Genomic DNA, 14,242 nt, shown 5'->3' on the forward strand with positions numbered 1-14,242 from the left:
AGTCAATTATTCAACCATAAAAAAAACACCCACCAATATCGGTGGGTGTAAAAAATTCCTTTTTAGTTTTCTTCGGCTACTTTTGAGTAACGTTTTGTGTGTAGTAACATGAAATAACCGAAAGTAATAGCTAAGAATGCTACTAGGAAACCTGCTAGAATTCCATAGTTTTGCATTAAGAATGATGTATCACCAGTTGAGATACTTGCTTTAAATGCTGAAACAGTATATGTCATTGGTAATAATTTATTAAATACTTGTAATGGTGATGGGATTAACTCAAGTGGGAATGTACCCGCACTTGTTGTAAGTTGTAAAATTAATACAACAATCGCCATGAAGCGTCCTGGATCACCGAAAATAGATACTAACATTTGAATTAAAGCTAAGAAAACATAACTTGTTAATAATGCTGTTAGGCAGAAGTATCCGAAATTGTTTACTTCAAGGCCTAAGCCCCATTTTACAATAACCACTGTTAATATAGTTTGAATTAAGCCGACTATTGCTAAAACTGAAGCTTTACTTGTAAACCAAGCTGCTCCATTTTTTGGACGAATCGCTGGTTCCACAAGTGGGAAAACGATAGAGATTAATAACGCACCAACGAATAAACCAAGAGAAATAAAGTATGGTGAGAAACCTGTTCCATAGTTAGGTACATGGTTAACAGATTCTTTATCAACCTCAACTGGGCTACCTACCATATCATATGTGTCTTTGCTTGCATGAACTTCTTTTGCTTTTTCACTTGCTTCACCTAATTTGCCAGATAAAGTTGATTGACCATCTGCAAGTTCACTTGAACCATCAACAATCTTTGTAGAACCCTCTGCTACTTCACCTGATTTAGATGCAAGTGTTGATTGACCATTTGCAAGTTTATTTGAACCACTTACTAGCTCATTTAAGCCTGAAGCCAACGCGTTAGAACCTGCTCCGACTTTCTGTGCACCTGCATTTAATTCACCTAATTTTTGAGCAAGTGTTGCATTACCAGCTTGAAGAGTTTGTGCACCTTGATTTAATTTACCGCTTTTTGATACTAACTCATTTGCACCTGCTAACACTTGTGATTGACCTGCCGCAATTTGCGATGCACCTGAACTTAATTCGTTAGCACCAGCTTGTAATTGTCCTGTACCAGCAGTTAAAGCACCTAAACCATCATGCACGCTTGCACTTCCTGCTTGTAGCTTAGTTAATGTTTGTTTTAATACGGCTGCTTGCTCTTCAGGCAATGAGCCCATCATGCCTTCTAATTGTTTAGATAACTCATTGATACCAGCTGATACTTGAGCAGAACCATCTTTTAATTGGCCTGCTGCACCATTTAATTGACCTGCACTATCTGCAATTTTCGCTGCGCCTGCAGTGATTTGTGGTTGATTATTACTAACCTTAGCTATACCTGCTTGAAGTTGTGCTACACCCTGTGTATATTGTGACACACCGCCCGAAAGTTCTGTTGCCCCCGATGCTGCTTTCTGTGCACCTGGGTATAACTGTCCAGTAGCGTTTTGTATGCTTCCTATAGCAGTATTTAATTCATTTGCACCTTTTGAAGCGTCTCCAATACCTTTAGCAATTTTGTCTGCACCATTCGATAATTCAACCGAACTTGATGCTATTTTCTCTAAATAACCTTTTAAATCTTTTGTACCATTCGCTAAAGTTTTTGCACCCTCACCTAGCTTATTCGAGCCATCAGCAGCCTCTGTAAAGCCATCTCCAAGAGTTGTAATAGAATCAAATAATTTTTCAGCATAAGTTGCTGAAACTTGTTCATTCACTTCCGCACGTATTAGTTCCATTGCTGATTCACCAATTTGTGCACTAAGGAAGTTTAATCCTTCATTTGGAATATAATTCATGACTAATTTAGAAGGTTTGTCATCTAATAACGTAGTCGCATGCTCAGAGAAATTTGTTGGAATTTCTAGAGTCATATAATAATCTCGACCATTTAGACCTTTTTCAGCATCTTCTTTGGATACTTCAACAAACTTAAACTCGTTACTCTCGACAAGCTTATCAACTAATTCGTTCCCTAAATCTAATTTAACTCCTTCCATTTCAGCGCCCTTATCTTCATTGACAACAGCTACTGGCAAATTCGGAAGGCCTTTATATGGATCCCAGAATGCCCATAAAAACATACCTGCGTACATCACTGGAATAAATAATACAGCGATTATTGAAACAAGCATTTTTCTTGTTTTTAAGATTTTCAGCCACTCAGCTTTAATCATACGTTTTCTTCACTCCTATAATATTGACCGAAAACGTCAGTCGGTCATTTTTATTCAAAAAAAAAATTTTTTCAAGTGGGTAAAAACTCTAGATTGTCATTGCTTCTCTTTTTATCTCGGCCAAATCAAGTTAAAATTAGTCCACGGAAGATTGTTTCCTTGAAAAGATTTAGTATCTTTTCTTCTGGAATAATTTCACCATGTAGCTCATGCCAATCAACGACAAATGCTAGATACGCCTTTAGCAACAGAAAGCTTACTAATTCTGCATCACAGTCTCTAATTTCTCCTTTTACGATACGTCTTTGAATTAATTCAGTAACGTAGGATAAAATTTCATTCTCAATGCGAACTAGAGCTTGTTTAACTGCTGGCGTTCGTAGTTCCTTTTCCTCCTCTAATAGCTTCGCAAATAAAAGATGTTTTTCACGGAAATGTAGCATTCTCATTAAAGCATTGTGCGCATTGTCCATAAAGCTAGCTGATGCATCCAGCACTGCATCCGCTTCTGCTTGCATCTCTCGTACAAGTGACATAGCTATCTCTTGAAATAAAATTTCTTTATTTGCAAAGAATGTGTAAATCGTCCCTTTACCGACATTCGCAATTTTAGCTACTTGCTCCATTGTTGTCGCCTTGTACCCAAACAATGTAAAGGATTTTGTAGCTGCTTCAAGAATTTCCTGCCTACGATCCATTAGTAACATCCTTTCCTGTTCTATTATGTACATGCCTTTGTACACGAAAATGTTAATGACCAGAAAACCGTTTCGGTCATCTGGTCATTATCATATTCCTATTTTAAAAATAATGCAAGCATTTAATTGTGATTTTTTTCACTTTTTTCGTGATCACTATGCTCAGCACCCTCTGATTTATCATTACCGTGATCCATCATGTTATGATCCATGCTGTTGTTATTTGCTTTTTCATCTTCAGGTAAAACTTTCGTCATATCTGGGCTTCCAGCAGTAATTTGTTGCTTCGGCATATTATGAACACCATTTGCCGTCGTATGAGCATACATATAATATACTCCATCGTGGTCAAACTTAGTCTCCGCTTTGTAAACGCCATCTTTCTCTAATTTACCGTCAATCATTTGCCCTTCATCACGTTTACCAGATTCCCATACCTCAAATTTTACAACTGCATCATCAACTTTTTTGCCACCTTGTTCAACTTGCGCAGCAAGTTCAATCGTTTCATTGATTGCTACTTCTTTTGGTGTTAAAATTTCAACCTCTGGAATTTGAGGCACTTCTGGCTCTTTCAAAGTTGTTTGCTCTTTCTTTTCTCCACATCCAACCAATAATACAGGTACTGCTACTATTAATGCCAATAACCATTTTCTCACGTTTTATTCCTCCATTAACGGCAATGTAATTTTTACAATTGTGCCCTTTTCAACTTCACTTTCAATCTCTATCTTGCCCTGTAACTGCTTCAGCAATTGTTCAACAATCGACAAGCCTAGTCCACTGCCACCATCTGCCCGGCTCCGTGCTTTGTTAACACGATAAAAGCGCTCCGTTACATGCGATAAATCCTCTTGTGGAATACCAATTCCATAATCCTTTATCGTAATTTGTGCACTTCCATTATCCTCAAAAGCAGTAATTTCAACCTTTGACTGCTCATAAGAGTAATTAATAGCATTTTCAATTATATTAATAAAAACTTGTTTCAGCTTTACTTCATCAGCTTTGATAATCAATGCATCATCAGCATCCAAATGGAGTGCAATCGTCTTCTTCTCGGCTTGATGAGTTAATATTTTTTGAACCTCGCGTAATGTTTCAGCAAGCGGAATTGGATATAAAGTAATTTCCGCCTGTTCATTTTCCATACGAGCAAGTAGAAGTAATTCATTCGTTAAACGTTCCATCCGATTTGCCTCACGTACAATTAGCTGGATCGTTTCCTCTTTTTGACTTTCCGGAATGATACCCTTTTGCATCGCTTCACTATATCCTTTTACATAGCTAATAGGTGTCCTTAGCTCATGTGAAACTGTAGCTAAAAATGTTTTTTGAGCCTCATCCTCTTGTTGAATCGACTCTGCCATTTTATTAAAGGTGCTAGATAATCTTCCTATTTCATCTTTGGAATGAACTGTCACACGTGTTCCATAGTTTCCGTCTGACATTTGCTCAACAGCTCTTTGCAAATTACTTAGTGGTCGCATAATATGACGGATTCCTTTATAAATTAAATAGCTGATGACAATTAAAAATATAAAGGCACTGACAAATAAGGAAATGACTTCATTATTCGCTAACTCACTAATTTTTGCTAAAGGGAAATAAATATATATAATTCCTTCAAGCCTATTTTGATCTACTAGCGGAAGTACTACAGAAATTAACTGTCTATCAAACCGAGGCTCATACCCAATTTTCTGTACATATTCACCAGCCAGTAATTGCTGTCGCTCTTCTGGACCAATCAATGTTTCGAAGTCAATATCAAACGGCACACAAGCGCTTAGTTCACGCGGATTTCTTACTGCAAAAATATTTAAATTAGAATAATTAGTATACTGTTCAATATTTGCAATAAATTCATCCGTTACTTTACTACCAGTATACATCGTTTGTAGCTTTGACCCTACCTCTACCATCATCTCTTCCGTGTCTTCTACATAAAGCCGTTCATATAAATAATCAGTCAGGACATACATGAAGACAACCGTAATAATTAAAAATGCAAAGATTAATAGCCAAATACGTGTTGAAATCTTTTTCATTCGCCAGGATCAAAGCGGTAGCCCACTCCCCAAACGGTCTGAATATGCCCCGCTGCTTCCTTTCCAAGCTTTATACGTAAGGTTTTTATATGCGTGTCAACAGTTCTTGTACCCCCTACATAATCAATATCCCAAATGCGTTCTAGTAATTGCTCCCTTGTATAAGCATTCCCAGGATTGTTCATAAACAAATGTAATAGTTCAAACTCCTTTAAAGTAAGCGGAACACTCTTTCCATCCACAGATACTTTGCGTGCAGTCTCATCTATTTTAATAGGTCCAAGCATCACATATTTTTGCTGTAATTCTTCAATATTAGCACCACTTCTTCTTAACACAGCATGAATTCGTGCAACCAGCTCATCGTTTGTAAACGGTTTTACAATATAATCATCTCCGCCAATTGTTAAGCCTTTAACTTTATCCTCATTTGCATCGCGTGCTGTCAGGAAAATAATTGGTATATTCGACATCGCACGTATACTTTGACAAACTGCAAAGCCGTCTTCATGTGGCATCATCACATCTAGTAGAACTAAATCAATTTTTTCTCGTACAATAATATCATAGGCTTCTGTACCACTTGCTGCTGTTAAAGTCTCAATTTTAGAATTATTGAGCATCATTTCTATTAAATTACGCATATCTTTCTCATCATCAACAATTAATACAGTTGTCACATTTTTTCCTCCCTCACTAACAGTTGAAAAGCACCTTTCCCCACATCAACTGTTTTTTTCACCTGACCTTCTTTTATGAAATATAAAGTATGGTCATCATAGCCAGCGACAACAATATTATCTTTAAACTGATTTACGGCAAATGGATTAGCGCCTACCACTTGCTCCCATTTCACATTTCCATCAAAGTCAGCAACATATAATTCATTATGACCATGACTAACAACGAGGATAGCATCCTTTGTTTTGGTTAATCCAACAGGCATTAAAGGCATTTTTATCTCCCCTTTTTTGACTCCTGTCGTAAGATCATATTTTTTAACAGAACTATTCGGTTTGCTTCCTTCTCCATGACCACCTATCCATAGTTCATTTGTCTCTTCGAGAATAGCTATTCCATGTGATGATTTTTGAATCGGCCACTCTTGCTCAACCTTTAGATTTTCAATATTTAACACCGATAATTTCGTATCTTTATAATTAATCACATATAGCTTATCTTTATAGGCTGCCATTGACATAGGGTAGTTACCTAGCTTCTGTGTTGCCAGTTCATTGCCCTTCTCATCAAAGCTTGTCACTGTATTTGTTTTGCTATTCGCAATAAAAAACTGTTTTTTATTTTCAGCATAATACACATTGGTTGTACCAAGCTTTACTTTTTTGGAATAGAGCTTCTTTCCAGTTGATAATGTATAGACGTCTATTTCATTTAATTGATGACCGTACAATAATACACGATCATTTTCAAGCAGAATTGCCCCCGAGTAAGCTTTGTCAAATAACCACGTTGCCATCACATTCCCTTGCCCATCTATAAAATCTAGCGAAGGCTCCTGTATATTTAAGGATGCAATAAAATCCTGGTCGCGTTCTATAGGATCAAACGATTTCCCCGTACACCCTGCTAGCCATATAAGCTGTACTAAAGAAAAAATGAAGAATACCCATTTTTTCAACATCATCACCTCTGTTTCTTAACTATACTTCACAATTGTGAAATTCGCGTGAAACTTGAATGGTAAATTTATGACAAAGAAAACAAGTGAATTTTCACTATTAATATTACATCTACGAGCATTTATCCAAACCCAAAAATATAGTAGCTCATATACTACATAGATTACGGTAAGGAGGAATCCACTTTATGGTGTCCATTAGCTTATGTATGATAGTGAAAAATGAAGAAGATGTCATCGGTAGATGTCTAGCATCTGTAAAAGGGTTAGTTGACGAGATTAATATCATCGATACAGGCTCGACCGACAATACAAAGCAAATCGTTAAACAATTCACAGATCGTATTTATGATTTCGAATGGATTCAGCATTTTGCAGCAGCAAGAAATTTTTCCTTTCAGCAAGCAACAAAGGAGTACATTTTATGGCTTGATGCAGACGACGTATTATTAGAAGAGGATCAGGTAAAATTCAAAGCACTAAAAGAATCCTTAAGTCTTGATATAGATGCCGTTTCGATGAATTATAATTTAAGCTTTGATCATGAGGGAAATGTAAGTTCACTATTAAGAAGATATCGTTTAGTAAGAAGAGATAAACAATTCCAATGGATAGGAGCTGTCCATGAATATTTAGAAGTCGGCGGGAAGCTTTTGGATAGCGATATCGCTGTCAGCCATTTACCACTTAGTCATGATCATAATCGGAATATTAACATCTATAAGCAATTAGTTGAATCAGGAGAACCTCTCTCTCCACGAGATACATTTTATTATGCAAATGAATTACTAGATCATGAACAATTTGAGGACGCACTATTTTACTATGAAACGTTTTTAGTTTCTAAATTGGGCTGGGTAGAAGATAATATCCGAGCCTGTTTTAAATTAGCAGATTGTTACTCCCATTTAAATGATAAAGAAAATAATTTGAGTTCCATTTTAAGAAGCTTTGAATATGATATTCCACGCCCGGAAGCGTGTTGTAGACTCGGCTTTCATTTTTTGGAACAAGCCAAAAATTATGAAGCAATATTTTGGTATGAACAAGCGCTTGTCATCAAGCAAAAACCTAACACTCCTTTTCAAAATAAAACCTTTACGACCTGGTTACCCCACTTACAACTTTGTGTCCTCTTCGATCGATTACAACAATATGAACTAGCCAACGCACATAATGAATTAGCAAGAGCCTATTTACCAAATGATGAAAAAATACTGCACAATAAAAAATATTTTGATCGCATTTTAAATAAGGAAAATGAAACATCTTAAATATTTTCTATATAAATAAGTTGTTAGTGAACAGTGTTTAGAAAATACTTTTATCGCTATTGATATTTTTGATAAACCAAGTAGTTAACTGTCTATTTCATCTTTTCTCTCTATGAATACGATATTTGAGAGAGGAGGTGAAACAATGCATTTTGGACAATTTAAAAATAGAATCTGCAGCAAATGTAATACATTCCCGTGTTGTTGTAATCCTTGTGCTCCAAGCTGTCCTGTTATTCCTATTAAACGTGGAATAACTGGTCCTACTGGGGCTACTGGGGCTACTGGGGCTACTGGGGTCACTGGACCTACTGGTGTGACTGGTTCTACTGGCGCTACCGGGATTACTGGCTCTACTGGCGTTACTGGTACGACTGGTTCTACCGGGGCTACCGGCCCTACTGGCTCTACGGGAGTGACTGGCTCTACTGGTGTTACTGGAGCTACTGGTACGACTGGTTCTACCGGGGTTAATGGCTCTACTGGCTCTACTGGTTCTACTGGCGTGACCGGCTCTACTGGAGCTACTGGTTCTACGGGAGTGACTGGCTCTACTGGGGCTACTGGTGTTACTGGTGTTACTGGTACGACTGGTTCCACTGGCGTTACTGGCGTGACCGGTTTTACTGGGGTCACTGGCTCTACTGGAGCTACTGGTTCTACGGGAGTGACTGGCTCTACTGGTGTTACTGGTGTTACTGGCGTGACCGGTTCTACTGGGGTCACTGGGGCTACCGGTGTGACTGGCTCTACTGGTGACACTGGATCTACTGGGGCTACTGGATCTACTGGGGCTACTGGGGCTACTGGGGCTACTGGTGTTACTGGTGTTACTGGTGTTACTGGCGCTACTGGTACGACTGGTTCCACTGGCGTTACTGGCGTGACCGGTTCTACGGGAGCTACTGGTTCTACGGGAGTGACTGGCTCTACTGGCTCTACTGGGGCTACTGGTGTTACTGGTGTTACTGGCGCTACTGGTACGACTGGTTCCACTGGCGTGACCGGTTCTACTGGAGCTACTGGTTCTACGGGAGTGACTGGCTCTACTGGTGACACTGGATCTACTGGCTCTACTGGGGCTACTGGGGCTACTGGTGTTACTGGTGTTACTGGTGTTACTGGTGTTACTGGTGTTACTGGCGCTACTGGGGTCACTGGCACTACCGGAGCTACTGGTGTTACTGGTGTTACTGGAGCTACTGGCGTGACCGGTTCTACTGGGGTCACTGGGGCTACCGGTGTGACTGGCTCTACTGGCGTGACCGGTTCTACTGGGGTCACTGGGGCTACTGGTGTTACTGGCTCTACCGGCGTTACTGGGGCTACTGGCGTTACCGGCTCTACTGGACCTACTGGGGCTACTGGCGTTACCGGTTCTACTGGGGTCACTGGGGCTACCGGTGTGACTGGCTCTACTGGCATGACCGGCTCTACTGGAGCTACTGGTTCTACGGGAGTGACTGGCTCTACTGGGGCTACTGGGGCTACTGGGGCTACTGGGGCTACTGGTGTTACTGGCGTTACTGGTACGACTGGTTCCACTGGCGTTACTGGCGTGACCGGTTCTACTGGGGTCACTGGGGCTACCGGTGTGACTGGCTCTACTGGCATGACCGGCTCTACTGGACCTACTGGTTCTACGGGAGTGACTGGCTCTACTGGGGCTACTGGTGTTACTGGCGCTACTGGCGTTACTGGTACGACTGGTTCCACTGGCGTTACTGGCGTGACCGGTTCTACTGGGGTCACTGGCACTACTGGAGCTACTGGGGTCACTGGAGCTACCGGTGTGACTGGCTCTACTGGCGTGACCGGTTCTACTGGAGCTACTGGTTCTACGGGAGTGACTGGCTCTACTGGTGACACTGGATCTACTGGGGCTACTGGTGTTACTGGTGTTACTGGTGTTACTGGTGTTACTGGCGTGACCGGCTCTACTGGACCTACTGGTTCTACAGGAGTGACTGGCTCTACTGGTGACACTGGATCTACTGGATCTACTGGGGCTACTGGTGTTACTGGCGCTACTGGCGTGACCGGTTCTACTGGGGTCACTGGGGCTACCGGTGTGACTGGGGCTACCGGTGTGACTGGGGCTACTGGGGCTACTGGGGCTACTGGTTCCACTGGCGTTACTGGCGTGACCGGTTCTACTGGGGTCACTGGCACTACCGGAGCTACTGGTGTTACTGGCGCTACTGGGGTCACTGGAGCTACTGGCGTGACCGGCTCTACTGGCGTGACCGGTTCTACTGGGGTCACTGGGGCTACCGGTGTGACTGGCTCTACTGGCGTGACCGGCTCTACTGGACCTACTGGGGCTACTGGCGTGACCGGCTCTACTGGACCTACTGGGGCTACTGGTGTTACTGGCACTACCGGAGCTACTGGTGTTACTGGCGCTACTGGGGTCACTGGAGCTACTGGCGTTACCGGCTCTACTGGCGTGACCGGTTCTACTGGGGTCACTGGAGCTACCGGTGTGACTGGCTCTACTGGCGTTACCGGTTCTACTGGGGTCACTGGGGCTACTGGTGTAACTGGCTCTACCGGCGTTACTGGGGTTACTGGGGCTACTGGCGTTACCGGCTCTACTGGACCTACTGGGGCTACTGGCGTGACCGGCTCTACTGGACCTACTGGGGCTACTGGTGTGACTGGCTCTACTGGACCTACTGGGGCTACTGGTGAACGTGGCATTACTGGGGCTACTGGGGCTACTGGGGCTACTGGCTCTACTGGCGTGACCGGCTCTACTGGTGGCACTGGACCTACTGGTGAACGTGGCATTACTGGGGCTACTGGCTCTACCGGTGTGACTGGCGTGACCGGCTCTACTGGACCTACTGGTGTGACTGGCTCTACTGGTGGCACTGGACCTACTGGCGCTACTGGTGAACGTGGCATTACTGGGGCTACTGGCGCTACCGGCTCGACTGGCTTTACTGGCGCTACTGGCGCTACCGGCTCGACTGGCTTTACTGGCGCTACTGGCGCTACCGGCTCGACTGGCTTTACTGGGGCTACTGGCGCTACCGGCTCGACTGGCGTTACTGGGGCTACTGGCGCTACCGGCTCGACTGGCGTTACTGGGGCTACTGGCGCTACCGGCTCGACTGGCGTTACTGGGGCTACTGGCGCTACTGGACCTACTGGACCTACTGGCGCTACTGGTTTGACTGGCTTTACTGGACCAGCATTTACAGAAGGTTTCTCAGCATTTAATAATGCTGTATCAGTAAGTGCTTCTAGTACAATCGCCAACTGGAGTGTTGCATCGCCATATTTCACAACACCAGCATTCAATCCAGTGACCGGAATTTTCACTGTTCCAACAACCGGAAGATATGCTTTTGAAGCAACAATCAACTACTCAACTACTGCAGTAATTACCGTTGGCTTAGGGGCTGGCATCAATCCATCATTTGCAATTCGCAGAAACGCAGCAGCAAGTTTAATAAGCGGATTATTCCCTTTATTAAATGTAAATATTATAGCCGTATTGAATTTACGCACTATCCTTGGTAATGGGACAGTAACATTGGCTGGAGAAGTCGAGTTAGATGCAGGTGATACCATTGATTTATTCTACAACGCTAACGGTTTAACGATCGGACTTACTCTTGGAGGAGCGAACTCTGGCGGTATTGTATGGTCATGTCATCGAATTTCATAGCATTAAAGAACAAAAATTTTTACTGGTTTGAACAACTAACATTCTAACATTCTCTATAAGATCTTTACTGGGAAAGTAGAAGCTTACTTTCCCAGTTTTCTATTTCGATGTATCTAACTTGTGCAATTTTTACTTTTAAACGCTCCTATTTCATACTTTACAAATAATTTATCGCGGAGGAATCTCTTAAAAGCAATAAAAAAGTAGTACAAACATTTTTCAAGTTTGTACTACTTCTAATAACTATTTAATCCACAAACATTTCCGTTAGTACTTCGTCAGCAACATTTTTACCTTGCTCAACGCACTCAGGTATTGATATTCCTTCGAAAGAACTCCCCGAGAGCTTTACAGCGGGAAAATGTTCACGTAATTCTTGTTTTACTCGCTCTACCTTCGCTTCATGTCCTACGGTATATTGTGGCATGGCATTTTTCCAGCGGGTAACTACAGTCATCAACGGTTCTCCATCTACACCAATTGTTTTCATTAAATCCTGCAAAACGGTCTTTTCAATTTCAGTATCGGATAACGCTACAATTGCCTCATCGCCCACTCGGCCAATATAACTACGTAAAAGCACGTAATCATCCGGTGTTGTTCCAGGCCACTTTCGATTAATCCAAGTACAAGAAGTTATTGAAAAATCACTATTTCGAGAAACAAAAAATGATAACGCATCTAGATCACCTAACTGGTCTTTTTTAAATGCCATTGTCACAGTAGCAATAGTTGCCGCCTTCATCGTACTCAATTCATTTAATAACTGATGTTTGCTGAACATTTTTCTTGCTACATTAAAAGGTGTTGCAATAATAACAGCATCTGCTTTTAATTGTGTAAAATTGTTTAACACAACTTGGACAGTACCATCCTTACCATGCTCAATTTCTTCGACTTTAACACCCTTCATAACTGTACCAGGTAGTAGTGATTCTTCAAGTTTTTCGATAAGTGTCTCAAGACCATTATTAAATGATTGAAAAATACCCTTATCTTTCGTAGTAAGATCGTTACTTAAAAAATTTGTACCAGACTTTTTCATTCCAATAAGTAAGCTACGATATTTTTGCTCTAATCCATAGAGCTGCGGAAATGTTGAACGCATACTTAACTGCTCAATATCACCAGCAAACGTTCCAGCAAGTAATGGCTCTACTAAATTTTCTACAATTTCAGCACCGAATCTTCTTCTAAAAAATTGCCCTAATGGTTGGTCATCATCCTGTGCAGAGCGCGGGATGAAAAAATCCCCCGCTGCACGAACTTTCCCGCTAAGTGAAAACAAACCTGATGTAATAAATGACGAAACATGTGGTGTTGCCCCAGACAAAAGATTACTAGGGATTGGATACAATTGACTACCAGCAGCAATATAAGTCGGCCCTGTATTGCTTGTAATCATTTCCTGTTCAATGCCTAAATCCTTTGCCAAAGCATATACATAGTTCTCACGATCAAAAAAAGATTCTGGCCCGCGCTCGATAATACAGCCATCTTTTCTCAGTGTTTGTATTTTTCCGCCAAGACGTAATGACGACTCGACAAGTACGATATCTAACGGCAAATCTTTTGCGCTTGCTTCTTTTTGCAAATAGAACGCAGCTGTGAGGCCAGTAATGCCACCGCCTACAACAACTACCTTTCGTCTTTTCTGAGTCACCAACATCATCACTTTCTTTTCGCTTAGCTTAATTTTTTATGAATGGCATCAACCATTGCATCAATAAATAATGGGTGTGTATTTGGCATGGCTGGACGATAATATTTCGCGCCAAGTTCATCACAAACAACTTTACATTCATAATCGTTGTCATATAAAACTTCTAAATGTTCTGTTACAAAGCCAACTGGCGTATAAACGAATGAACGGAAGCCCTTTTGCTCATAAAGTTCACGTGTTAAGTCCTGAACATCTGGACCGATCCACGGCTCAGGTGTTTGTCCTGCTGATTGCCAGCCAACTTCTACATTATTGACACCCGTTGCTTCTTTAATTAGTCGAGCCGTCTCAATTAATTGATCTTCATATGGATCGCCCAACTCTTTAATTTTCTCTGGAAGTGAATGTGCTGAAACGATTAGACATGCTTTTTCACGTTCTTCATCAGACATTGCATTAAATGTTTCATTCACTTTGTTTTTCCAATACTCAATGAACTTTGGTTCATCATACCAAGATTCTACAGAAGTAATTGTTAATCGATCTCCAGCTGTTTCTGTTGCACGACCATTATATGACTTAATAGAGAACGTTGAGAAGTGAGGAGCTAATACGATAGAAACCGCTTCTTTAATACCTTCTGCTACCATTCCTTCTACCGCATCTTCAATGAATGGGTGGATATGCTTTAAACCAATAAATAATTTATATTCCACTTCATCTTGCACTTCATTTAAACGTGCGCATAAAGCTTCAGCCTGCGCCTTAGTAGCAGCAGCAAGTGGTGATAAACCACCGATAGCCTCATAACGACCGCGTAAATCCTCTAAATGCTCTTCTGATGGTTTGCGACCGTGGCGAATATGCGTATAGTAAGGTTCGATGTCTTCTTCTTTATAGGGTGTTCCGTATGCCATAACTAATAAGCCTTTAACTTCTTTCATTACCTTTTCACCTCTAAATAATAGTTAAGTATATCTTTATCG

The 14,242-nt window shown here is 41.4% G+C and carries 10 protein-coding genes; 2 read left to right on the forward strand and 8 right to left on the reverse strand.

All coding sequences use genetic code 11. From position 1 onward, the window contains the following. Window positions 1–62: 62 nt before the first annotated feature. From ACQKN4_RS14200 to ACQKN4_RS14225, 6 genes are all read right to left on the reverse strand, one after another. Entirely contained in the window at window positions 63–2,252 is a 2,190-nt protein-coding gene (locus ACQKN4_RS14200; RefSeq protein ID WP_079563797.1) for a YhgE/Pip domain-containing protein, read from the reverse strand. 125 nt (window positions 2,253–2,377) lie between these two features. Continuing rightward, window positions 2,378–2,950 carry a TetR/AcrR family transcriptional regulator gene (locus ACQKN4_RS14205; protein ID WP_079563798.1) on the reverse strand — a complete coding sequence of 191 codons (573 nt, stop codon included), beginning with the start codon at window positions 2,948–2,950 and terminating at the stop codon, window positions 2,378–2,380. Window positions 2,951–3,072: 122 nt separating this feature from the next. Then, on the reverse strand, window positions 3,073–3,609 hold the full coding sequence (locus tag ACQKN4_RS14210; protein WP_079563799.1) for a FixH family protein: 537 nt from the start codon (window positions 3,607–3,609) through the stop codon (window positions 3,073–3,075). Between the two features lie 3 nt (window positions 3,610–3,612). After that, complete coding sequence (locus ACQKN4_RS14215; protein WP_079563800.1) at window positions 3,613–5,001, reverse strand: sensor histidine kinase; 1,389 nt, start codon at window positions 4,999–5,001, stop codon at window positions 3,613–3,615. Further along, the gene (locus tag ACQKN4_RS14220) at window positions 4,998–5,681 is read right to left on the reverse strand and encodes a response regulator transcription factor (RefSeq protein WP_079563801.1); all 684 of its coding nucleotides are present in this window, start codon (window positions 5,679–5,681) and stop codon (window positions 4,998–5,000) included. The genes ACQKN4_RS14215 and ACQKN4_RS14220 overlap by 4 nt, the downstream gene beginning before the upstream one ends. Continuing rightward, window positions 5,678–6,646, reverse strand: a complete 969-nt coding sequence (locus tag ACQKN4_RS14225; protein WP_427483992.1) for a YncE family protein — start codon at window positions 6,644–6,646, stop codon at window positions 5,678–5,680. Before ACQKN4_RS14225 ends, ACQKN4_RS14220 begins: the two co-directional genes overlap by 4 nt. Before the next feature lie 182 nt (window positions 6,647–6,828). On the opposite strand from ACQKN4_RS14225, the gene ACQKN4_RS14230 reads away from it, so the two are divergent. Next, a complete protein-coding gene (locus tag ACQKN4_RS14230) occupies window positions 6,829–7,914 on the forward strand; it encodes a glycosyltransferase family 2 protein (protein WP_079563802.1) in 1,086 nt (361 codons plus the stop codon). Window positions 7,915–8,059: 145 nt separating this feature from the next. Next, on the forward strand, window positions 8,060–11,593 hold the full coding sequence (locus tag ACQKN4_RS14235) for a beta strand repeat-containing protein (RefSeq protein WP_427483993.1): 3,534 nt from the start codon (window positions 8,060–8,062) through the stop codon (window positions 11,591–11,593). Between the two features lie 247 nt (window positions 11,594–11,840). Here ACQKN4_RS14235 and hemY read toward each other — a convergent pair whose 3' ends face one another. Further along, window positions 11,841–13,265, reverse strand: coding sequence for a protoporphyrinogen oxidase (gene hemY / locus ACQKN4_RS14240; protein ID WP_079563343.1), 1,425 nt, complete (start codon window positions 13,263–13,265; stop codon window positions 11,841–11,843). A 14-nt stretch (window positions 13,266–13,279) separates the two neighbouring features. Next, the gene (gene hemH / locus ACQKN4_RS14245) at window positions 13,280–14,200 is read right to left on the reverse strand and encodes a ferrochelatase (RefSeq protein ID WP_427483994.1); all 921 of its coding nucleotides are present in this window, start codon (window positions 14,198–14,200) and stop codon (window positions 13,280–13,282) included. Window positions 14,201–14,242 lie beyond the last annotated feature (42 nt).

Source organism: Lysinibacillus sp. NPDC093692 (assembly GCF_050280125.1).
In the GTDB taxonomy this organism is placed as follows: Bacteria; Bacillota; Bacilli; order Bacillales_A; family Planococcaceae; genus Lysinibacillus.